Below are 24,834 nucleotides of genomic sequence, written 5' to 3' on the forward strand. Positions count from 1 at the left end.
GACCTCGAAGAAATTCGCATCGCGATTTCTTCTGGTGTTTCGTGCAAAACTGGGCGCAAAGCTCACGGCAGTTTCGCAATTACCAATAAAAAAAATTTGAAGGAGAAGAAAAATGTTAAAAAGAATGAGTATGTCGTTTTTTATGATGGTGATGGTATTGCTTATTACGGTTTCCACCGCTTTTGGGGCCACCAATAGCGATATCAGGCCTTACGAAGATTCAGCGGGAAATGTAAATATTGAGGGAGCAACGGTTCCCAATACGGAATTCGCCTTTGCCGGTTCAAACATCACTGCCAATTCGGTGTTTGACACCACCACCTTTTTTGCCGGTAATGCCATCACTCTGGATGGGGAATATAACGGTGACGTTTTTGCAGCGGCAAATACGGTAACGGTCAACGGTAAAATTAACGGAAATCTCTATACCGGTGCCAACCAGGTCATCATCAATGGTGAGGTAACCCGGGATCTTTTTGCTGGCTGTTCTGATCTGACCATCAGCAAATCAGCCACTATTAACCGGGATGCCTATCTTGCGGCAGCCAATGTGAATATTGATGGAATCGTTGGTCGAAATCTTCGGGCTGGTGCTGGCAATGTCTTAATTAACGGCACGATTAACGGTTTTGTGGAAACCGACGTGGATCAGTTAACCATAAACAATGGTGCAACGATCGTCGGACCAATTAATAACCGTAGTGCCAATGAAGCGATTGTCGCACCCGGTGCCAATGCGCCGGAAGTCAGCTGGGAAAAGGTATCGAAAGAACAGACAGTTGAAGCAGATAAAGGACCATCTGTTGGCTCGATTCTTTTATCAATCATTACCAAACTGGCCTTTATTCTGGTCATCTGGGTGCTGATTACCTTTATGACCAAAGAATTTAACGCCAATACTTCAGTGATAGCCAAAAAGCATATTCTGGCATCGCTGGGAATCGGGGCCGGATTTTTCTTCATTACCCCATTGTTGTTGATTGTGTCCTTTATTATTTATGCACCGTTTGGAGTTGCCATGACCTTTGGGATTATCGCATTGACGATTCTAGCGATGCCGGTGGCTGCGGTGGTTCTATCCAAACTGTTGATCCGCTTCTTTGATGATAAGATGAAACCACTGCTTAGCTCTTTTGTTTCAATCCTGATCATCGCTGCGGCAGCGATCATTCTGGGCTATATTCCCTTTATCAATTTTGTTGTCTATCTTTTCCTCTATGTTGTTGGCGTGGGCTTCATTTGTTACAATGTGCTGTTCGCCAATAAAAAACTAAAAGATGAACGGAATGACGGCGACGGCGAGCTGCTTATGATTGATGAGATCATTGACATGGAAGAAGGAACCGCAATTATCGAAGCGTCAACCGAAACCATTAGACAAGATGGTGAAGATACCCTAAAATAGTTCGATTACAGATAAAAAAAACAGGCTCCAAAGCGGATGCCTGTTTTTTTGTTTAATATTTGTCCATCTCCAGATCATCCAGAACAATCTGGGGTGAAGTTTCGGCAGTGTCTTTTTGCTTCACTGGTTTTTCGACCGGTGGCCTGGGAGAGGTGTGATGGGCGGCACCTTTTTTCTTTAGTTTAAAAGCACCCACCATCTGTTTGAGCATTTCAGCCTGGCCGGACAGTTCTTCACTGGCGGCGGCGCTTTCTTCAGCGGTGGCAGAGTTGGTCTGAACAACGGTGGAAACCTGTTCGATCCCCTGGGTGATCTGGGCGATTTCGGTGGCCTGATCGTTGGAGGCCCGGGCGATGTTACCGACCAGACCGGTTACTTTTTCAATTTCGTTGAGAATTTCAACGAGACTGGCGGCGGTTTCATCGGCGATTCGGGTACCGGCTTCGACCTTGTCAATTGAGCCTTCAATCAGTCCGGTGGTTTCCTTGGCCGCTTCGGCGCTGCGGGCGGCCAGCGAGCGAACTTCTTCGGCGACGACGGCAAAGCCTTTGCCGTGGCTTCCAGCCCGGGCGGCTTCAACAGCGGCGTTGAGGGCCAGGATATTGGTCTGGAAGGCGATATCGTCAATAACCTTGATAATCTTAGAAATGCTCTTGGAGGATTCGTTGATGTCAATCATCGCTGAAACCATCTTGGTCATTTGTTCATTGCCGACTTCGGCATTGCTGCGAACCTCTAAAGCCCGTTCGTTGGCTTCATTGGCATTGGTGGCGTTTTTCTTGGTTTCACCGGCTACTTCTTCGATGGAGGCGTTGAGCTGCTGGATGGCGCTGGCCTGTTCAGTGGTGCCCTGAGACAGGGCCTGTCCGCCATCGGAAATCTGGCGGGCACCGGCTTCAACCTGACCGGCAGCTTCATTGATTTCGGACATGGTTTCGCTGAGAGTGGCGGCAATGCCGTTGAGACCGGTTTTAATGGCCTGGAAATCGCCGAGATAGTCGGTGGTGATTTCGATATCGAGATTACCCTGACCCATTTCCAGTAGGGTTTTGGCGATCTCATCGACATAGTTTTTCAGGAAGGCGACGGTCTGGTTCATGTCATTTTTAATACGGGTGTAATCGCCGTTATAATTGCCAACCATGCCGGTGTTCAGATTGCCTTTGGCAAGATCCTGGAGGGTATCAGACGCTTCCTTGACCGGAGCAACAACGGCATCTAGAGTGGCGTTGACGCCATTGACAATTTTGGCAAAGTCGCCTTGATGTCGACTGGCATCGGCCCGGGTACTGAGTTTGCCATCAATACCGGCCTGGGCCAGCATGCTGGCATCATCAATCAGATTGCCCACCGATTGCTTAACCTCGGCCAGGGTATCACCGATTTTGTGGAATTGAATACTCACTTCTGCGGTATATTCATCCGGCTCGCCGACATTGATATCAAAGTTGAGATCGCCTTGAGCCAGGCTGCTGAGATTATTTTCGAGCCGGGTGACCTCATTTTTAGTATAGTCACTAACCCGGATAATCGGAGTTAAATCGGTGACAACTTCCACGAAACCAATGTTCTCACCTTTCTTGTTTTTAAGATAAGCAGTATCCTGCTTATTACTTCGGCCAACCCATTCAAAGTAGCTGTCGGTTAAGCCCTGATCGACCAGACGGCGGATTCCACAGCCTTCAGTTCGACAGATATCGGCATTGGCGTTGTAGCAATCCATACCGCAGGCAGAATTTCGATCCTTAATGACACCATTGGCAATCATCAAATCTTCAAACGGTTTATTCATAAAGGTCCATTTCATATCGTTGTCGGTAACATGAAGGGGGAAGGGGATGGCATCGATGATTGCTTCGTACCAGACCATCTGATCCACTACCGTATCGAGGGTGGCGTTGACCCCCTGAACGATTTCTCTAAAACCACCCTTAAAGGCATCGGCATCGCCCCGGGTTTCCCATTGACCAGCAATAGCGGCCTGAGACAGCATGGTGGACTCGGAGATCAAACCACGGATGGTTTCGATGGTCAGTTTAAGGGCTGGGGCAATTTCATCCCGGGAATCCCGCAATTCAATATCGGCAGACACATCGCCGTTGGAAATCTGGTTCATGGTGGCAATAACCACATTTTGGAGGTCATCTGCTAGTTGATTCATCGAAGATGTCATTTCTCCGACCTCGTCCCGGGATGCCACTTCCAGACGGTCACTAAGATGTCCCTGGGTCATTTCTTTAATCATCTGGTTTAATGATACAATTGGGTTGGAAATTTTTCGGGCCAGAATAAAGGTGGCCACACCACCGGCCAGCAAAATGATCAAGGCGGCAATCAGAATGACATTTCGCAGATGATTGATCGGGGCCAGGACATCATCCTCAAATTTAGTGACGATGAGAGTCCAGTTGGTTCCGGGGATCGGGGCATTGTAGGCCAATTTCTGATCACCCTTGTAATTATAGGCGATACTGCCCGTTTGTCCGGTTCCCAATTCCTGGATCGCCAGACCAAACTCTTTAAGTGGTCCATTGGCCTCTATTTCATCAAAGACATTGGTCTGATCCAAGATTAATTGTTCGTTGGGATGGGCCATGACGGCACCATTTTCGTTTATAACCATGCCGTATTTGCGCTCGCCATCGCCCATGGCATTGGTGATGTCAAGCATAAAGGTGGGATCTCTGCGACCGACCAGAAGGCCAACCACTTGACCGTTGTTTTTGATCGGTGCTACTTCAAAGACCACTGGCTCGTTGGTGACCTTACTGATGGCGACATCGGAAATCGAGGTATTGCCGGCAAAACCGTCTTCGTACCAGAATTGACCTTCTGATTTAAATTCGCCGCCGCCGATGATATAGCGGGCATTACCATTCATATCCATGACGGCAATATCCTGATAGCCTAAACGTTCCACGTCCCCGGCAATCGAGGCCACCTGGGTGTTCCAGTCCATGGTGGCAGTTCGGGCCCGGAGGGCGATTTCATCCAGTTTTCCTAAATTACCGGAAACGATGGCGCCGATATGACCGGCACCTTCAGTAACAAAGGCCTCTTCCTGGGTACTGGATTCACTGGTCAGGGCCGCTGCGCCCAAATTGATCGCAATCAGGCCCAGGGTGATAACAGCCAAGGTCAGAATCAGAGTGGTGAAGGCCGTGAGTTTAGTGGATAAACGGATTTTTACCGTTGTTTGATGGGGGTCGTGTGATTGTGCTGCTTTCATGATGATGCTCCTTTCAAAATAACAGATTCCATAAACACAGGAACAGGTGGCTACTGAAAAATTGAATAAAGAGGCAGGCGGTAAAGCGCCAAATTTCGACAGCAATCGATTACATTCATTGCTGTCGAAATGGTGTCTGCGTCTATGGGTTTGTTGGATATGATGGTTTTATTTAAACAGACGCCGATTTTGGCGTCTGTTTAAATTTAGGTTAGGGAATCAGTATTTATCCATGTCCATATCGCCCAGGTCGATGCTGGGTGTGGGGACTGGTTTTATGGTTTCTTGAACTTCTTTAACGGCAGGGGTTGCAGCGGCATAGGATTTCCCTTTGCTGCGGAGCTTAAAGGTGTCAACCAGCTGTTTAAGCAGCTCGGCCTGGCCGGACAGCTCTTCACTGGCAGCGGCGCTTTCTTCGGCAGTGGCGGAGTTTTGCTGAACGACATGGGCCACCTGTTCCACACCGGTGTCAATTTGGGCAATTCCCGAAGCCTGCTCATTGGAAGCGACGGCAATATTACCAATTAAGGTAGTGACCTTTTCGATACCGGCGACGATGTCATCCAGAGCGGCGGCAGTGTCATCGGCAATTTTGGTTCCTTCCTGAACCTTGTCAATGGAGCCTTCAATTAAAGCGGTGGTTTCCTTGGCGGCGTCGGCGCTACGGGCTGCCAGGCTACGAACTTCTTCGGCAACGACGGCAAAGCCTTTGCCGTGTTGACCTGCCCGGGCAGCTTCGACAGCGGCGTTGAGGGCCAGAATATTGGTCTGGAAGGCAATGTCATCAATGACCTTGATAATTTTGGAAATGTCTTCCGATGACTGATTGATGGCGACCATCGAGTTCTGCATTTGTGACATCTGGGCATTGCCTTTGGCGGCGTGGTCTTTGACGGTATCAGCCAGTTCTCTGGCCTTATTGGCATCGACGGCGTTGTTTTTGGTCTGATCGGCAATTTCGGCAATCGAGGCGGTAAGCTCCTGAACCGAGCTGGCCTGTTCGGTGGAGCCCTGGGCCAGGGACTGACTGCCAGCGGAGACTTGACCGGAGCCGGAGGCAACTTGCTCTGCAGCCACGTTGATATCACCCATAACATCATTCAGCGATTGAATAATGACATTAATGGCATTTGAAATGGTAATCCAATCGCCCCGGAATTCCCGGGCGTTTTCGATATTAAGATTCCCTTTGGATAGCTGTTCGATTTTTTCAGTAATTTCACTAACAACTGCTTCCAGACGACTGGCAGTAGTGTTAACCGTTTGTTTCAGAGCATCCACATCACCGCTGTAATTACCCGTAATACGCTCATGGAGATTACCGTTTGATATGGCATCCATGACGACCATGACCTCGCCCAGTGGTTTGTTGATTTCGTCCAGAATGGCATTCATGCCGCCGACCAGATCTTGCCAGGCACCTTTGAATTTTGCGGCATCAGCTCGGGTTTGAAGATTTCCATCAATTACGGCGTTGGAAATCATCGAGGCACCTTCAATCATGTCACCGATGGAAGTTTTAACAGCAGTTAAACTATGACTGATTTCGTTAAACTGGGTGCTGACTTGACTGGTGTATTCATCGGCTGGGGCAATATTCATGTCAAAGTCAAGATTACCTTCGGCCAGACGCATCAGATTTTCACCCAGACGGGTAACCTCAGCATGGGTATAATCACTGACCCGGATAATTGGAGTTAAATCGGTGACGATTTCGACAAAGCCAATGTTTTCACCTTTTTTATTTTTGAGATAAGCGGTATCCTGCTTATTATTGCGTCCAACCCATTCAAAGTAGGAGTCGGCCAGACCCTGATCAACCAGACGGCGGATTCCACAGCCTTCAGTCTGACAGATATTGGCACCAGCATTGTAGCAATCCATACCGCAGGCGGAAACCCGATCTTTGATAACGCCGTTTTTGATCATCAGATCTTCAAAGGCCCGATTCATAAAGGTCCATTTCATATCCATGTCGGTGACGTGAACCGGGAAGGGGATACCATCAATGATTGCTTCATACCAGAACATATTATCAACGACGGTATCCAGTGTCTGGTTGACACCGGCAATAACCTTGGCATAGTCACCAGCATGGTTGTTAACCTCTGCCCGTTTGGTAAAATCACCACGAATGGCCGAATCGGACAACATGATGGTATCGGCAACCAGGCGGCTGATGGCTTTTTTAATCGAAACCATGCTGTTTCCCAGCACGTCGTTTTCTGACTTGGGCTGGATATCAATCGATAAATCACCCAGGGCTATGTTCTGGGCCGCTTCAGCCTGATCCCGGATATTTTCGGCCATGTTGACAAAGGATTTGGTCAGTTCACCGATTTCATCGGCTTTGGCATCATTGGCCATGCTATAGTCGATGTCAACGGCACCCAGAGCCAGTTGATCGGCGGCTTCGGCTAGTTTGGTAATCGGCCGGATAAAGCTGCGGGTGGATAGGACAATCAGGCCGATGATAACCAGCAGACCGAGGCCAAAGATCACCAGCATCATTGTTTGGATGGTTGCAAAAGACTGATTGAATTCGGCAGTGGGTAGACCGGTGGCCAGGACCCAGCCGGTATCCCCGATTTCGGTAACATAACCCTGGCTGGCAGTGCCCGCCGAGTCATAGGCAATGGGGCCAGCGGTCTTATCAGTCAGGGCAGCGATGATGTTCTCCGAGAGATCGGTGTCACTGAGGGGGCCGTTGATAAAATCTGGGTTGGGATGATCAAAGACCATTCCGCTGTTGGTGGAAACCACGAAGAAGCCGGTTTCGCCAATTTTATTTTCAGCGATGATTTCTTTTATCCGATCAATGGAGACATCCACACAGGTGGCACCGATGAGATCCTGGGTACCGGGCTTAAAAACGGGAGCTACCACACTGACAATAATTTCATTGGTGACTACATCCAGATAGGGCTCGGAGATGAAGACCTCTTTTTTGGCCACCAGCTCCTGATACCAGGGCCGGGCGTTGATGTCGTAGGTTCCGTCGGACGAGGAACCATCGGATTGGGTAAACTGACTGGAGTCGACATCGGCTACCCAGGCTACCCGGATATTTTCCGGATCGGTGGCAACCACATTGTCCAGGGTCTGCTTAATTTCAGGAAAATTGGGGGTGGTGGTAATGCCAACGCCCGGAGTGACCTGTTCAAAATAGCTGCGAATCTCGGGGTTGGTCGACAACTGGTTGGCCGTTTCCAGATAGGTAGTAAAATAGCTTTCAATTTCGTTTGAAACTGCCTGCGACCGGGCCGATAGCTCATTGACAGTGATCCGGGTGATAGCCTGATTCACGACATACAGCGATATCCCTGCCACAATGGCAAAAATAATCGCAACTGGCAAGCCGATGGACAGTAACATTTTTACAAGTAATCCTTTTTTCTGGTTCATTTTATTTCTCCTTTGACTCATCATCACTGATGAAAAAATTGATCGTCGTTGATAAAACAGAGTAGCCCTAGTTTAGCTTAAAACAGACATCAGATCAAGCGATAAGAAAGCAACTTGTTGATCAGATTTTTACCCAGGGATTAAAAATATAAACAGCTTGAGCGGGGCTAAATATAAATTTTTACTGAGCTTCTGGTAGATTTTAAAAACGCCTTGAACCAGCCGAGAAAAATAACCATAAGCTTGACAATTTATCACTTGTTCTGGATCGAAAAATGGTCTAAGATAATTCTTAAAAACTTTTCCCGGAATAATCGCAAGTCGGATCTGGGCATGATGCGGTAGTCGAACCCGTCAGGGGAGAGTGTGTAAAAATTTAGCAGGTATGACCAGCATAACAGGTTTGTAGGAGACAAATAAGGGTATACTGATAGCAATCACTTTTTTAGTAATTGATCGGGTTAAAAACCTGCATCAGCGAATACCCAAAGGAGGTCCTGTCCATGAAATCAAAGAAGCTCTTTTCAACACTGGTGCTGTTGAGCGTCACTGTTTTATGTCTGAGCTCGTGTCTTGCACAAAAACCAGTGTTGATTGGTTTTGTAGCCAGTCTTACGGGCAGCACCTCGGAGCTGGGGGTAAACGGACGCAATGGCCTTTTGATGGCAGTGGAAGAAGTAAATGCGGCCGGGGGCGTTAATGGCAAGGCAGTGGAAGTGGTAATTAAGGATGATCAGAATAACCCGGAAGTGGGCCTGGCGGTTGATCGGGAACTTCAGGAAGCCGGGATTTCTTTTATCGTTGGTCATATGACCAGCAACATGGCGACCTTAAGTGTGCCCTTTGTCAACAGTCAGGATATGTTGATGATTAATCCGACCATGAGTGCAACCACCCTGTTTGGTCAGGACGACCATGTCATCGGTGTTATTTCACCAAACAGTGATCAGGCGGCAGTCATCAAAGAGAGTATGGTAAAAGATAGCGTCGGGAAGAAGGTAGCAGTGATTTATGAATCTCAGAATCTGGCATACACCAAAACAGTAAAAGACCGAATTGCTCAGGAAATAGCACCCGTGGGTGGGCAAATTATTTATGAAGAAGCCTTTTTAGCGAGTAACAGCACCAACTACCTGGATATTGCTAAGCGGGTTTTAAGCACGCAGTCCGATAGCATTGTGATTCTGGTCTCATCGTTTGATGCCGCCATGTTTTGTCAGCAGTTTTATAAGCTGAATAATCAGACACCGATTTATCTGGCGGCCTGGTCGATGAATAATGATCTGCTCTTACAGGGGGGCGCAGCAGTTGAAGGGGTCACAATCACCAGCCTCATTGATCTGGAATCGCAGGCCCCGGCCTACATGGCTTTCCGGGACAACTATTTAAAAAAGTATGGTGCGGAACCGACCTTTGCAGCGGTATACACCTATGAAGCCACCATGTTACTGCTTAACACCGTAGCAGAAACCGCTAATCCCAACCCGGAAACGGTCAAACAAGCAATCCTGCAAAAAGGCATCTATCCGGGGCTGCAGAACGAAATAACCATTGATGGCTACGGTGATGCCAGCCGGACTATTTATGAATACGTCGTAAAGAATGGTCAATTTACAAAGGCGGAGTAGCAAATGAAGCGAATTAAGAAACTGCGAGATTTTATTCTGATTAACAACATGCTGTCCATCATCATCCCGCTGATTCTTGTGGGGGTATTGGCGACGCCGATAATTTATGATTATCTACGGAAAGATATGGATCAAAAAAACACCATGATTGCAGCAACTATCGCTCAACGGATGGCTGATTTTATGGATGATTCATTTCAGGAGCTGGAACAGATTAATGATTTGCTTGATGATGGCACACTAAAGGATGAGACAACCATCCAGCGTTATTTAAACGGAATGCTGGAAAATTCGGACTCCATTGAGGGCTTTGAAATTTTAGATGGCCAGGGAATTGTCAAAAACACGGCCCCCCAAAACGCCAATATTCTGGGGGCCAATCGTACTGGACAGCCATTTTTTACCGAACCCAAAGCAACTGGGAAACCCTTTGTATCGTCTTCCTTCATTTCGCAACAAACGGGACAGCCCACCATTACCATTGCCATTCCACACGGTGATGGGGTTCTGGTGGCTTATTTAAATCTGGAAGAAATCAGCATGCTGTCTGGAAATCATATCCGAACCTTTGGGGATACGGTAACCGTCGCCATTACCGACGGCAATGGAGTTTTTATTTCCCATCCGGATATCACCAAGGTTTTCCAGCGGGAAATTGAAGCCAATTATCAGGCCATTCATCCGGAGGCAAAAACCGGCGATCAGATTCATGCCTTTACCTACGAAGGCAAAACCGCCATGGTCAGTCATGCGGATGTTATCAATGCCGACTGGCATGTCTTCGTTTATGAATCCTATGATTCAATTTATGGTGCCCTGCGGTCGTTTGTCGGAATGATGCTGTTGTTCACCTTGTTGCTGGTCTTGTTATCACGGTTTGTTGCCCGTCTGGTGTTTAAAGACATTAACCATTCCTTTGGGGAACTGAACCGCCAGACAAAGGAAATTGCCGCTGGCGATTATCATCCCATTGATACCGATAATCGTTTTGACGAATTTGATCAGTTGACGACTAATTTTAACGGCATGGTGGCCTCGGTGAAGGAGCGGGATGATGCCCTAAAGGTGCTGGCTTATTATGATCCTCAGACCAGACTGCCCAATGCTGCCTATCTGACGGAGCAGCTTAGCCAATTGATTCAGAATAATGAGGGGAAGATTGCGGTGATCTGTTTTGACATCCATAATTTTAAGCGGATCAATGATACCTATGGCCCTTCCTTTGGCGATAAGATTCTGGAAATGATGGGGGCCCGGCTGCTGGCCTTAAACTGTGCCCATGGCTTTGTGGCTCGGATTAATGGTTCCAATTTTATCCGGGTACTAACGGAGCTGGAACAAGCAGACGATGCCCTGGTCGAGATTGAAAGACTTCAGGGGGTTTTAAACCATGCTATGACCTATCATGAGAATAATGTCTATCTCCGTTTTCACGTTGGCATCGCAATTTATCCTGATGATGCCCTGGATGTTGAAGAACTCTTGCAATATGCCAATACTGCGGCAGATATTGCCAAACAGCAGGGACGCCGCTCCCAGCATGCTTTTTTTGAAAGTGCCATGAAGCAAAATCTGATTCGGAATATGACCCTGGAGAATTCGATGCGGTCAGCGCTGAAAAATAACGAGTTTTTTCTGCAATACCAGCCGCAAATCGATGTCAGGAATAAAAAAATTCGGGGTTTTGAAGCCCTGATCCGCTGGGATCATCCTCAGCTGGGGCGGGTTTCACCGCTGGAATTTATTCATATTGCCGAAACCACTGGCATGATTGTCCCGATTGGGGCCTGGGTACTGGAAACTGCCTGTCGTCAGATCGTGGCGATCAACCAGAAAATGGCCACGGAGCTGATGATTTCGGTTAACGTTTCTCCGGTTCAATTAAGTCAGGAAAATTTTCCGGCAATGGTCGCTGAGGTTTTGAAACGCTGTAAGCTGGAACCGAGCTTACTGGAGCTGGAAATTACCGAAAATCTCTTTATCAATTCCTTTGAAGAGGCCAGCAGTATTTTCAAAAGCCTCAAGGCCATCGGCATCCGGATGTCACTGGATGATTTTGGTACCGGCTATTCGTCGCTGGCTTATCTTAAAAATCTGCCGATTGACACCTTAAAAATTGATCAGGCATTTACCCGGGATCTGCTTATCAGGAAGTCCAATGAGAATTTAATGGAGTCGATTATTATGATGGCCCATATCCTTCACATGGATGTGATTGTGGAAGGAGTTGAAGAATTGGAACAATTGGATTGTTTAAAAATCTATCAATGTGATCACGTTCAGGGTTACTATTTTTCCCGGCCCATCGATGAAAGCCAGCTGGAAGCACTGCTGAACCAGCTGATTGATGCTCAAGCCCAGGATCTCGATTAAAAAACTGTTGATGAACGTTTCACAAAAACAGGCCAGAATTTGATAAGTGACCTGGCAGTAAGGAGAATACGATGGATAAACCAATACTGGTCATTCCAATGGGGGATGCCGCTGGCATCGGCCCGGAAATAACCGTCAAAGCATTGGCAAATAAAGCTGTAAACGAAATGGCCCACCTGGTTGTGGTGGGGGATGGACAGGTGCTTAAGCAAGCTCTGAGGTATTCACAGGTCGAGCTGACCATCAATCGCATTAACGAACCCCGGGAGGGCAACTTTTTCCCCGGGGTTCTTAATCTGATTGATCTGGGTAATATAGAGCTTAGTCAATTAAAACTGGGGGCGGTGCAGGCGATGACGGGAAAGGCTGCCTATGAATACATTGAAGTAGCCACCAGGCTTTGTCTTGATAAAAAAGCCCAGGTCTTGGTGACCACTGCGATTAACAAGGAATCGCTGCAAGCGGCAAAGGTGCCCTACATTGGCCATACCGAGATAATCGGGGCCCTCACGGGAACCAAAAATCCCCTGACGCTATTTCAGGTTCATAACCTGCGGGTGTTTTTTCTCAGCCGCCATGTTTCATTGCGTCAGGCCTGCGACCTGGTTACCCAGGAAAATCTGGCGGCTTTTATCGACCAGTGTGTCATCGCCCTTAAGCGGCTGGGGGTGACAAATCCCCGGCTGGCGGTGGCCGGTCTGAATCCCCATAGTGGTGAACATGGTCTGTTTGGCCGGGAAGAGGTGGAGGCTGTGATTCCAGCCGTAGCAGCGGCCCGTCGCGGTGGCATCGATGTGGAGGGTCCCATTGGTGCCGACAGCGTTTTTCATTTGGCATTAAAAGGCAAATACGATGCGGTTTTGTCGCTGTATCACGATCAGGGCCACATTGCCACCAAAATGGTGGACTTTGAAAAAACAATTTCCATTACCATCGGCATGCCCTTTCTGCGTACCTCAGTGGATCATGGAACGGCCCTGGATATTGCCGGAAAGGGTCTTGCCAGCCCGGTGAGCCTGATTGAAGCGATCCGGCTGGGGGCTTTGTATGCCCCGTTTTTTAAACAGTCCCAGTGAGTTTTGCTCGGAGTGGCGGAGCAGACCGAATTACGATGTGTTTAAACTAGGTATTAATTTGGATTTTAATGGCCTCCAGACGCTAGAGGCCATTTTTCTATTCGTTTGAATCCATTTAAATTCCAGTCAGTAAAATAAGTGCTGATTACCGCAATAAATGAATATCCAATTGATTATTCGACTATATATATAGTATAATTAGAAAAATTAGCGTTGATCAATTATTTTTAGGAGGACAAATGACACTTCAGAATAGCATCTCCATGACTCTCTATCTGACATTTGTCATCTATGTGGTTTTGGGCACCTATACTTTAACCCTCAATAAGGACGCCCGGCTGAACCGGGTCTTTGCGGCCTTGTGTTTTTGTTATGCCCTCTGGAGTTTGACCGGGGCGGCCACCAACTCGGCAGCGACAGCTGCCGAAGCGTTGTTCTGGCGGCGTTTCTCGGTACTTGGTTGGGGGGTGGCTTACAGTATTTTTCTGCACGTCATTATTCTTCTTAGAAATGCTCCCTGGAGTCAAGCCGATAAAAAAGGGTTGTTGTTAGCGGTGCTCTATATCCCGGCTTTGATTAATCTTATCGCTTTTTTGATTTATAGCATGCCGGAATATGGTCACATCGCGATGGTTAAAACCGATGGCGGATGGATTTCCACGACAGATGCGAAATGGTTTAATCTGATGTTTCTTTGTTATTATCTCAGTTTTACCTATGTTTCGATGCTGTTACTGGTTCGCTGGTATAAAAAACGAAAGAATTCTGCGGATCGAACCAAAGCCATGCTTCTGATGGTTTCTTTTGGTGGGGCCTTTTTTTTAGGAACCATCACCGATTTTGTGTTGGCCAGCCAGCCAGACCGCTGGATTCCGTCGCTAGCTCCGGTGGAGGTGATTTTTCCAGTGGCGGCAATCTTTTATCTGATCCATAAATATGGAATGATATCAGCCCCAGACAGTCACAACGATGCCCAGCAGGAAGGCATGATTCTGACAGCGTTTAGCCGCTCCAGGCTCTACAAGTACATCAGCTTTATATTGATTGTCGGCAGTGTCCTGAATTTTTATGGCCGGATCGCCAATGGTGATACCCGGATTACCGGTATGTTTTTAAATTTTTTACTGGTGATGATGGGGGCGGTTGTGATGGCCATTCCCTATTTTCTTACATCCATCACGGCGCAGGAGAATGCCTTAGGTTTGATGGTGGGGTTTATGATGCCTGTGGTGATGCTGCTGCATTTTAATGCAGAATTCAGCAATATTATCTGGCCGGTTCCAATCTTTTTTATGATGCTCACGGTGATTTTCAATAACCGGAATATATTTTTGGGTCTGGGATTCTTAACACTGCTACTGGAACTGATATTCTGGCTACTGCTACCGGATTATGGGATCCTTGTGGATCAGCGGCTCTATTGTTACCGGCTCTTGTTCTACATGATTGGCATCGGACTGACCGCTATTATTACTCAGATTTATGTGTTACGACTAAAGGAAAACAGCCGACAGGATGCCTTTCAAAAAATGATTGCAAAGCTGTCGGCCGATTTTGTTACCACAAACCGTGATAATTTTGATGAGAAAGTCAATCGCCTGCTTGAGCAGAGCGGTCTTTTTGCCGGAACGGATCGGGTTTATCTGGGGCGCTTTTCCCGTCATGACAACATCGTTATATATTCCCATGAATGGTCGGGAGATGGAATCAGATCGCTGAAGAATTCAATTGAACACGATGAAGGCGAAGCACATCTGTCCTGGAGTATCAGCCAGATATTAAGAAATGATATCGTCTACATCCCCAGTGTTGATCGGCTACCAGCTGAAGCGGAGGCAGAGCAGTTGGCGCTTAAAAAGCAAAAAGTCCGATCCCGGATTCTGGTACCGATTCAGAGTAATCACCGTATTATCGGGTTACTGGGTTTTGATGTACTGGATGGCCGCAAGGGTCTGAGGGGGATTAATCGGGATTGGTTGCAGCTGCTGGCCAATATTCTCGCTGACGCCATTGCCAAAGTTGATGCTGAGAATGATATGAATTATTTGGCTTACTACGATCCGCTCACCGGTATCCCGAATCGGTCGTTGTTTTTTAGGCGGCTGGAACAGGCTATCGATCTGGCCCGAAAAACCCAAAAGAGCTTGGGCGTAATATTTTTTGATCTGGATGGTTTTAAGGAAATCAACGATACCCTGGGCCATGACTGGGGAGACCAGTTACTATCCCGGATTGGCAAACGCCTGACGGACTGTCTTGGACACGTTGATCTGGTGGGGCGGTTTGGTGGCGATGAATTTTTGATTATGGTTCCGCAGATTTCAAAGCCCAGTGAACTGGAAAGAATGGCTGAGCAGGTGATGTCGATTTTTCATCGGCCGATGCTGGTAGCTGAACAGGAACTGTACCTCTCCGGTAGTGGCGGGATCGCTGTTTATCCTCAGGATGGTGAAACGGTTCATACCCTGATAAAAAATGCCGATCTGGCCATGTACGCCGCTAAAAAAAGCGGCAAGGGTCGGATTGCCTACTGTTCCGGGAAGATGAAAGCAGCAGTTTTGGAAAAGATGACACTGACGACCAGTCTTCATCAGGCGCTGGCAAAAGGAGAGCTGTTGTTGCATTATCAACCGCAGATTTGTGCCAGTACCCTGGAAATAAACGGATTTGAAGCGCTGTTGCGGTGGCAGCATCCTGAGCGGGGACTGATTTCCCCGGAGGTGTTTATTCCGCTGGCGGAGCAAAGTGGACTCATTAGCGGTATCGGTGAATGGGTTTTAAAAACCGCCTGTGCTCAGAACAAGTTGTGGCAGGATCAGGGCTACAAGCCAGTGCGGATGGGGGTGAACTTATCGGTGGAGCAGTTTCGGAGTTCCAATCTGGAGCGGATTATTAAGAATTGTCTGGCTGAAACTGGGCTTAAACCCCAATATCTGGAACTGGAAATCACTGAAGGGGTTGCCATGAGAAGCTCCCAGTACGTTATCCGGCAACTGCAAGCCTTAAAAAAGCTGGGCTTGGATCTCAGTATTGATGATTTTGGCACGGCTTTTTCATCGATGAACCGACTCAAGAATCTGCCGGTTGATCGGATTAAGATTGATCGTCAATTTGTCTGGGGAATCGGGGTGAAGCCCCGGGATGAAGTGTTGGTCACGGTCATGATCGATCTGGCCCGTGAATTGGGCTTGGCCGTCACTGCCGAAGGGGTGGAAACAGCCGAACAGCTGGCTTTTCTTCAGACACAGGGATGTGATGAAATCCAGGGATTTTATTTCTCCAAGCCGGTATCGGCGGCAGCAATTGAAGCAGAAATTTATGCCAGGCAGTTTGCCGGGATAAACTAACGGTAAGCGATGGGGCGAGTAGGATCGTTTGTCAGGAAGTGCGGCTGGCGCAAGAAAAATTTGCGTAAACGGCTAGCCAGGACCGGTTGCAAGTACATAAAAAGAGCGTAAGGGGATAAAATGCAGCAAACCCAAATTTCTATTTTATTCTATTTGATATTTATTCTATATAGCTGCCTGGGATTTTTCTGTTTGTTTCTCAACAAAAAAGAACAGCTCAATCAGGTTTTTTTCTGGTTATGCATGAGCTATGCGGTATGGGCCTTTGGCTTTGCCATTTCAAATACCCTAAGTGATGTCCAGAGTGTGCTGATCTGGCGGCGGATTGCGGCCCTGGGGTGGGGTGTTGCCTTTAGTGTGATGCTCCATTTTATGTTGATTTTAACCGAACACCAGCAGTGGTTGGGTAATCTTAAGATTCGAATTGCCATTTATCTGCCAGCAGTGATCACGATTGCAGTTTTTGCCCTGTTTCCCCAGCTGGCTGATGCCCAGTACAATCTGGTTCAAACCCCAATGGGATGGGGAAATATTCCTGTCAACAATTTCTGGGATATCTTTTACAATCTTTATTACCTGAGTTTTTCGTTGCTGACGCTGGGACTTTTGTTTCAGTGGTACCGGAGCACCCCAGACCGCCGAAAACAACAACAGGCATTTTGGCTATTACTGGCCTTTGCCATTGCGATCGCTATGGGCACACTCACAGAAATGATGGCCAACAACCTGCTGGCTTACCCGATTCCCTCGGTGGCACCGATTATTATACTGATTCCGGTGACGGCCTTTGCCTTTGATGTCAAGAAGTATAAACTGATGGTTCCCGAGAAATCAGACAAAAAAGTTAAGTTCAGTGAAATTCTCAGCGATGAAACCCATCGGGGCCTGTTTCGATCAATAGCGATGATTTTTGTGGTGATCAGCGTGATCAGTTTTGGAAATGCTTGTTTCTACCCAGTCCAATTATGGCGCTTGATGGTGATCAGCACCATCAATCTGCTTTTGGGGCTGTTTATTTACAGTCTGCCTTTTTCGGGACTGTCAATTGCCAATCAGGATCGGATTATCACCGGGATTATGGTGGTTGCGATTCCCCTGACCATCTTCCGTCCCGATACCTATCTGACCAATGTGATCTGGGTAGTGCCTCTGATTTTTTTGACCGTAACCATCGTTTTTAAGCAAAAGAAAATGTTTATTCTGTTGGCAACCGCAACCATTATTGCTGGTCTGGTGATGGTCTCATGGAAATCCGATCAATGGGTCAATGTGGGCACCCGGGAATATCTGGCCAGACTTTTTATCTGCCTGGTGGCCATTCTCTTGGCGGGTTATACCAATCGCATTTATATTGCCAGACTGACCGAGAATAACCGCCAGATCAGTTTTCAAAAGATGATCTCCCAGGTCACGACTCAATTTGTGTCGGTGTCTGCCAGCAACTTTGACGAAAAAGTTCAGTATTTATTAAAAACCAGTGGTGAAATTATGAATGCCGACCGGGTTTTTGTGGGACGTTTTTTTCAGGATTCGGGTGAACTGCGCTGCACCAATGAGTGGCTGGCCGAGCCCTACTTTCCGTCGGTGAATCTTAACGAAGATATCCGGCAGACTAAGTTCCCCTGGTTTACCAAAACAATTTTTAATAATCAATTGGTTTATCTGCGATCCTGCGATGAACTACCGGCTGAAGCCCAACCGGAAAAAGCGATGATGGTGCAGCAGGGAATCACCGCAATGCTACTGATTCCGATTCAGAGCCGGGAAACAATCATTGGCTTTCTGGGCTTTGACAAAATCGGAAAAGCCAAAGTGCCAGCGCTGACGGATCCGGAATTGTTGCGCGTCTTGGCGAATACGCTGGCTGATGCCATCGGTAAGGTTGAGAATGAAAACGAAATTCACTGCCGGGCTTATTATGATACGCTGACGGGTTTACCCAATCGGGTGTTTTTTCATGAACAACTGGAAAAATCAATGGCCGCTATGAAGTCAAACGGTAGTCAGCTGGGTGTTATTTTTGTGGATCTTGACGGATTCAAGGAAGTCAATGATACCATGGGGCATGACTGGGGCGATCACCTACTTAACCATATCGGCCAACGGTTGTCAGACAATATGCGTAAAGGCGATTCTCTGGCCCGGTTTGGCGGAGATGAATTTTTGATCATGGTTTCACAGCTGAATCATAAGAATGAGCTGCTTGATGTGGCAAGGCAACTGATGGCAGTTTTTAAAGAGCCCGTGTGTCTGGGGGAGCAGGAGTTTTATATTTCGGCAAGTGGCGGAATCGCTGTCTTTCCAGAAGATGGGGAGACGGTTTCGGCACTGATCAAACATGCCGATTTGGCCATGTATGACGCCAAAAAAAATGGCAAGGGACAAGTAGTGTTTTGTTCTGAGGAGATGAAAAATTGTATCCGGGAAAAAATGATCTTGACCAACAGTCTCCATCGGGCTCTGGAGCGGCAGCAACTAGCGCTTTACTATCAGCCCAAATTTGATGTAAGCAGCCAAACGATGGTTGGCTGTGAGGCCCTGCTCCGATGGCAACATCCGGAACTGGGAATGGTTTCGCCGGGGGTATTTATTCCGATTGCCGAGCAAAAAGGGTTGATGAGTGAAATTGGCCAATGGGTATTTAAGACTGCCTGCGCCCAGAACAAAGCCTGGCAGGCGCAGGGATTTAGGCCATTGCCGGTAGCGGTCAATCTGTCGGCGGCGCAATTTGACAATGATCTGACTGCTATTGTTGAGAAATGCCTGACCGAAACCGGCCTGGCCGGGCAATATCTGGAGCTGGAAATCACCGAGACCATCGCCATGGCCGAATCTTGTGGGGTGATTCTGACCCTCCACCAGCTTAAGGCACTGGGGTTGGGCATTAGCATTGATGATTTTGGTACCGAGTTTTCGTCCTTGAGCCGCTTAAACGACCTGCCGGTGGATCGCATCAAAATCGATGGTTCCTTCATCTGGGGCATTGGAATCAATCCCAAGGATGAATCGATTATTTCTGTGATGATCCATCTGGCCCAGAAGTTGGGGCTTCAGGTGGTAGCCGAAGGTGTGGAAAGCCAGGCACAGCTGGCTTTTCTAAAAGAAAAAGGCTGTCATGAGGCTCAGGGCTATTACTGGGGCGAACCGATGACTGCAGCTGACTTTGAGAAGCAGCTGAGCCGAGTACATTAAGCTATAAAGCGACCTCCACTGATGTGGAGGTCGTTGGTGTTTTAGGGGACCAGAGTGAAGTCTTGTTTCCGCAATCTGGAGTGTTGCTTGAATCTTATTTTTGGGGGTATCAATGATAACGTATCAACATAATTTTTGTTATAATCTAATTGCTTAGATGCGTACCTAAGGAAAGAAAATAATCAGAAGGAGACGGACACTACATGGAATTCATCAAAAATTTAGGCGAATTGCTTAAGACCCGCAGCGACTTTTTTATTGAACTGCTGCTCCAGCATCTGGTGCTGAGTCTGATTGCGATTGTGATTATTACGGTAGTGGGGGTGACCACCGGGGTTCTGATTGCCAAATCACAAAAAGCGGCTAGCGTGGTGATTGGCCTGACTAACGTGCTTTATACCATTCCCTCTATTGCCATGTTCGGTTTTTTTGTCTCAATCACCGGCATCGGCAATACCACAGCGATCATCGCCCTGGTGATTTACGGGCTGCTGCCAGTAATCCGCAATACCTATGTGGGGCTCACTGAAGTAGATGATCAGATTCTTGAGGCGGCGGTGGGAATGGGCAGCACCCCCTGGCAGTTGCTGTCAAAGATTCAATTTCCCCTGGCCTTACCGGTGATTATCGCTGGGATCCGCAGCATGGTGGTGATGACCATCGCTCTGGCCGGGATTGCTTCCTTTATCGGTGCCGGGGGCCTGGGGGTGGCGATCTGGCGGGGGATTACCACGAATTTTGATGAAATGACGGTGGCTGGCAGTCTGCTGGTAGCTCTTTTGGCCTTTGTAGCTGATGGCATATTGGGAATAATTGAAAAAAGATTATTAAGGAGGACAAAATGAAAAAGTGGATGGGTTTAGTATTACTCGTCATGCTGGTATTGTTAGCAGCCGGTTGTCAAAATCAGGAAAAGAAAGTAGTTATTGCGTCAAAACCGATGGCGGAAAGCTATATCATTGCTGAAATGATGGGCCAGCTGATCGAAGCCAATTCTGATATTAAGGTGGAATATAAAATGGGCATTGGCGGCGGAACCTCCAATATTCAGCCAGCCATGGAAGCCAGCGAAATTGACATCTACCCGGAATATACCGGCACCGGCTGGCTGTTTGTGTTAAAAAATGAGCTGGTGACCGATCCGGAAACCCTGTATGAAGGGGTTAAGAGCCAGTATCAGGAAAAATATAATTTTGCCTGGCTGGATCGCTACGGTTTTAATGACACCTACGCCCTGGCCATGGATAAAAGCAAAGCTGATAGCATGGGGATTAATACCTTCTCGGATCTGGCGGCCCAGAGCAATAACCTGAGCCTGGGAGCGGAGTATGATTTTTACGAACGCGAAGACGGTTATCCCGGACTGGTTACGGCCTATGGTTTTAATTTCAAGGAAACCAAAGAACTGGATATCGGTCTGAAATACAAGGCCATCGGCGAGGGTCAGGTGGATGTGATCAATAACTTTTCCACCGACGGACTGCTGGCCGAATATGACTTAAAGGTGCTAAAAGATGACAAGGGCTTCTTCCCGGCTTATGAAGCTGCCCCGGTGATCCGTCAGGAAATTCTGGATAAATACCCGGAACTGAAGGCCATTCTCAATCAGTTAGGTGGAAAGATTAATGATCAGGAAATGCAGCAAATGAATTACTATGTGGAAAAAGAAAACCGGGATGCTGGTGACGTTGCCGCTGAATTCCTGAAAGCCAAGGGCTTATTATAAGCCGATGATCGAGTTTCGTGATGTCAGCCAGCAGTATCAAGCCGGGAAACCAATTATAAGACATTTGAGCCTGACCGTTTCACAAGGCGAGTTTGTGGTGCTGATCGGCCCTTCCGGCTGCGGCAAAACGACCCTGTTAAAGATGATGAACGGCCTGATCAAGCCCGACAGCGGGGAAATCCGGATTAAGGGAAAAGAGCTCAAAGCGTGGGATCCGATAACCCTGAAGCGGAACATCGGTTATGTCATTCAGCAGGTGGGGCTGTTTCCCCATCTGACTATTGAAAAAAATATTGCCTATGCCCTGGATATTCAAAAAGCCAGCGAAACAGTAAAGAAGGAACGGGCTCGGGAGCTGATCCAGTTGGTCGGTCTGGAAGAAAATTATCTGGCCAAATATCCCAACGAATTAAGCGGCGGCCAGAAGCAACGGGTAGGTATTGCCCGGGCGCTGGCGGCGGATCCGGAGATTATTTTAATGGACGAGCCCCTGGGGGCGGTGGATCAGATTAATCGGGGGGTGCTCCAGGATGAAATCATCCGGATTTATCAAACCCTGAATAAAACCATTGTCTTTGTCACCCACGACATTGAGGAAGCCATCAAGCTGGGGACCAAAATTGTGGTGATGAATCAGGGCGAAATCATGGAAATGGGTTCCCGGGATGCCATTGTCTTTCACAGCAAGAGTCATTTTGCCGATGACTTTATCGGTAACAAGGGCTTTCTATCCTATTTGAATATTGTCAAAATCGAACAGGTGGTTTGTCCCTTTAACGGCAATGTCTCCGAAAAGGAGATAACCCTGTGGGTCAGCGCCGCTGATCCGCTGATTGTCGGGATCCGGATCTGTCTGGAAAACGGCGTCAATCAGATTGGCGTCCGGGATGGCGCCGGCCAAGTCGTGGGCGCCTTTGACCTGGGCTGTTTGTCGCGGCTGAAGTTTTAAAAAGGGCGTCAGCGCTTAGTGGCACCATGGCGTGGGAAATAAATTAATAATGGCGATGCTTCCGGTTATTTAAAGGAAGCATCGCCACTACTGGTTTAGGAATGAATTTTTTTAGGGGAAACCGGTCTGGTTTCGGGCAGTGTGATTTCACCGGCTTTGATCAGGGCATATTTGGCGGCAATCGGGCCGACCACCGAATAGATAAAGGTGGAACATAAAATAACGACCTGAATCTGTTCGGCATAAAGCGGCACAACCTTGGCGGCTACGACCACCAGTCCTAAAGCGACGCCAGCCTGGGGCATCAGGGTTGGTCCCATATATTTGCAGATATTTTCGTCCTGATGGGTGATTTTTCCGCCAAACCAGGCCCCGGCCATTTTGCCGATAACCCGGACGACCACATAGATGATCCCGATCAGTCCAATTGCGGGTAAGGCGGAAATCTGAAAGCCAGCCCCGGAGATGACAAAAAAGACCATAAAAATTGGTGGGGTAAAGGCATCGATGGTTTTCATCAGGGCATCAATATGATCGCGGTAAATGTTGACCAGGACACCGCCCAGGGCCATACAAGCCAGCAATGGGGAACCGTGAAGCAAATCAGCGACCCAGTAGGTCAGCAGAATCATCGCGATGACAATACAAATCTGATTGGAGGGTTTCTTGAAAAACCGAAAAAACAGCTTCATAACGATTCCGGCGACGGCACCCAGGATAAATGAAATCAGGATCTCATAAAAGGGGGCCAGAATCGAGAGGAGCAGATTGGTTTCGACCGCTGAATTCATGGCATTGACAATGGTTGCGGCAAAACCAAAGGTGATCAGAGCAATCGCATCATCAATCGCGACGACGCTCATCAGCATCGAAGTCAGCGGGCCTTTGGCATCATATTGCTTGATCACCATAATGGTCTGGGCCGGGGCGGTGGCGGCGGCAATGGCCCCCAGCATGATCGCAAGCTTGGGATCAAAACCGAAAAGCATCAGTACCAGGGTGACCAGAATTACCGCCATCAGGGCTTCCGCCGTGGCAATCACAACCGGAGCAATCCCGACCTTTTTAAAATAGTTGAGGTCAAACTGGCTGCCAATTGAAAAGGCGACAAAACCCAGGGCAATATCCGAGATCACCACAAAACCGCTGACCATATCCATCGAGATGAGATTGAGAAACGAAGGGCCCAAAATAAGTCCGGCAAACAGGTATCCGGTGACATTGGGCATTTTGAATTGTTTGGCCAATCGTCCCAGCAGAATTCCGGCTAACAGCATGATTGCAATTTCGATGATGATTTTAGTTTCCAATTGAACACAGACCTTTCGCGAAGTCGACGGGGATGGTAAAGACAATCCCTGAATCCGGTTCATCCAGATTGGCGACCGTGGCTTCAATCACGTCGATAACCTGGCCTATTTTTTCGTCCTCGAGAATCACAAAAATAACATTGCCTTGGGCCACATCCGGATTGAGAAAGGATCTTAACGAACCGAGAATCGGGATTTCATCGGCATCGTGGAGATGACTGAGGTGTCGGGCCATGCCCCGGCTTTCCAGCACTGTGGCTCCGCATATTTGTTTGGACGCCAAGGCTGCCAGCAGTGGATCCAGTTTATCCGGCTGGCTTAAGACATATACAAATAACTTCATTGATTTCCTCCTGTACTGACTGTGGATTAAAATTTGTCGTATCAACAGTATAGCACTTCAGCATAGCTAAATCAAAAGAGATTGATGCGGAGACTGGTACTTTGGTTCAGGCAAAATTGTCGGTTAGACTAAAATTTGCCCCAGAAAGTTCTGCAGTCGTTCGTTTTCCGGGCGATCAAAAATATCTTCCGGGGTACCTTCTTCAGCAATTAGACCTTCATGAATAAAGATGACCCGATCCGCCACCTCTTTGGCAAAGCCCATTTCATGGGTCACAATAATCATCGTTCGGCCTTCTTTAGCAAGGTCATTCATGACGCCCAGGACCTCGCCAACCAGCTCCGGATCGAGGGCCGAGGTCGGTTCGTCAAAAAGAATCACCTTGGGTTCCATCGCCAGCGAGCGGGCAATGGCCACCCGCTGCTGCTGTCCACCGGAGAGCATGGCCGGGTATTCGTTGGCCTTATCCAGCAGGTTAACCTTTTCAAGCAATGTCATGGCCAGCTCCCGGGCTTTCTTCCGATCCATTTTTTTAACCGTAATGGGACCTTCCATCACATTTTGCAGCACCGTCATATGGGGAAAAAGGTTAAAGCGCTGAAAAACCATGCCCACCTTCTGGCGGATTTCGTTGATCTCTTTGGCCGTTACCATTTGCCCATCAATATAAATTTCACCCTCGTTTTTTTCTTCCAGGAAATTGATACAGCGCAGCAGGGTGCTTTTTCCCGATCCACTGGAACCAATCAGACAGACGACCTCACTCTCGGAAACGGTTAAATCGATGCCACGCAACACTTCCAGTTCGCCAAAATATTTGTGTAAGTTTTTAATTTCAATCATGCTCATTG

The 24,834-nt window shown here is 47.9% G+C and carries 14 protein-coding genes; 9 read left to right on the top strand and 5 right to left on the bottom strand.

What is annotated here, in order from left to right; genetic code table 11:
• Positions 1-112 precede the first annotated feature (112 nt).
• The gene (locus ACWI_RS10020; RefSeq protein WP_070371307.1) at positions 113-1,405 is read left to right on the top strand and encodes a polymer-forming cytoskeletal protein; all 1,293 of its coding nucleotides are present in this window, start codon (positions 113-115) and stop codon (positions 1,403-1,405) included.
• Positions 1,406-1,457: 52 nt separating this feature from the next.
• Here ACWI_RS10020 and ACWI_RS10025 read toward each other — a convergent pair whose 3' ends face one another.
• Together ACWI_RS10025 and ACWI_RS10030 are read right to left on the bottom strand one after the other, a co-directional pair.
• Entirely contained in the window at positions 1,458-4,634 is a 3,177-nt protein-coding gene (locus ACWI_RS10025) for a methyl-accepting chemotaxis protein (RefSeq protein ID WP_070371308.1), read from the bottom strand.
• 219 nt (positions 4,635-4,853) lie between these two features.
• Positions 4,854-8,039, bottom strand: a complete 3,186-nt coding sequence (locus ACWI_RS10030; protein WP_070371309.1) for a methyl-accepting chemotaxis protein — start codon at positions 8,037-8,039, stop codon at positions 4,854-4,856.
• Between the two features lie 503 nt (positions 8,040-8,542).
• Between ACWI_RS10030 and ACWI_RS10035 the strand changes: the two genes are divergently transcribed.
• The 8 genes from ACWI_RS10035 (at position 8,543) to ACWI_RS10065 (ending at position 22,330) form a co-directional block, all read left to right on the top strand.
• Positions 8,543-9,667, top strand: coding sequence for an ABC transporter substrate-binding protein (locus ACWI_RS10035; protein WP_070371310.1), 1,125 nt, complete (start codon positions 8,543-8,545; stop codon positions 9,665-9,667).
• Between the two features lie 3 nt (positions 9,668-9,670).
• Complete coding sequence (locus ACWI_RS10040; protein WP_070371311.1) at positions 9,671-12,040, top strand: bifunctional diguanylate cyclase/phosphodiesterase; 2,370 nt, start codon at positions 9,671-9,673, stop codon at positions 12,038-12,040.
• A 71-nt stretch (positions 12,041-12,111) separates the two neighbouring features.
• Complete coding sequence (pdxA, locus tag ACWI_RS10045; RefSeq protein ID WP_070371312.1) at positions 12,112-13,116, top strand: 4-hydroxythreonine-4-phosphate dehydrogenase PdxA; 1,005 nt, start codon at positions 12,112-12,114, stop codon at positions 13,114-13,116.
• A gap of 239 nt (positions 13,117-13,355) precedes the next feature.
• On the top strand, positions 13,356-16,463 hold the full coding sequence (locus ACWI_RS10050) for an EAL domain-containing protein (protein WP_084633623.1): 3,108 nt from the start codon (positions 13,356-13,358) through the stop codon (positions 16,461-16,463).
• A gap of 120 nt (positions 16,464-16,583) precedes the next feature.
• A complete protein-coding gene (locus ACWI_RS10055) occupies positions 16,584-19,655 on the top strand; it encodes an EAL domain-containing protein (protein WP_070371313.1) in 3,072 nt (1,023 codons plus the stop codon).
• Between the two features lie 203 nt (positions 19,656-19,858).
• Positions 19,859-20,500, top strand: coding sequence for an ABC transporter permease (locus ACWI_RS19360; protein ID WP_242871607.1), 642 nt, complete (start codon positions 19,859-19,861; stop codon positions 20,498-20,500).
• Positions 20,497-21,381 carry a glycine betaine ABC transporter substrate-binding protein gene (locus ACWI_RS19365; protein WP_242871608.1) on the top strand — a complete coding sequence of 295 codons (885 nt, stop codon included), beginning with the start codon at positions 20,497-20,499 and terminating at the stop codon, positions 21,379-21,381. Before ACWI_RS19360 ends, ACWI_RS19365 begins: the two co-directional genes overlap by 4 nt.
• A 4-nt stretch (positions 21,382-21,385) precedes the next feature.
• The gene (locus tag ACWI_RS10065) at positions 21,386-22,330 is read left to right on the top strand and encodes an ABC transporter ATP-binding protein (RefSeq protein ID WP_070371314.1); all 945 of its coding nucleotides are present in this window, start codon (positions 21,386-21,388) and stop codon (positions 22,328-22,330) included.
• A gap of 95 nt (positions 22,331-22,425) precedes the next feature.
• Here the strand turns inward: ACWI_RS10065 and ACWI_RS10070 are convergent, their stop codons facing one another.
• The 3 genes from ACWI_RS10070 to ACWI_RS18800 all read right to left on the bottom strand — a co-directional run bounded on the left by ACWI_RS10070 (position 22,426) and on the right by ACWI_RS18800 (position 24,826).
• A complete protein-coding gene (locus ACWI_RS10070; RefSeq protein ID WP_242871609.1) occupies positions 22,426-23,640 on the bottom strand; it encodes a cation:proton antiporter in 1,215 nt (404 codons plus the stop codon).
• Positions 23,630-23,983 carry a P-II family nitrogen regulator gene (locus tag ACWI_RS10075; protein ID WP_070371315.1) on the bottom strand — a complete coding sequence of 118 codons (354 nt, stop codon included), beginning with the start codon at positions 23,981-23,983 and terminating at the stop codon, positions 23,630-23,632. Before ACWI_RS10075 ends, ACWI_RS10070 begins: the two co-directional genes overlap by 11 nt.
• 123 nt (positions 23,984-24,106) lie before the next feature.
• Positions 24,107-24,826: an amino acid ABC transporter ATP-binding protein gene (locus ACWI_RS18800; RefSeq protein ID WP_070371362.1), complete on the bottom strand. Its 720-nt coding sequence runs from the start codon at positions 24,824-24,826 to the stop codon at positions 24,107-24,109.
• Positions 24,827-24,834 lie beyond the last annotated feature (8 nt).

Origin of the sequence: Acetobacterium wieringae, from assembly GCF_001766835.1 — a bacterium.
Taxonomy (GTDB): domain Bacteria; phylum Bacillota; class Clostridia; order Eubacteriales; family Eubacteriaceae; genus Acetobacterium; species Acetobacterium wieringae.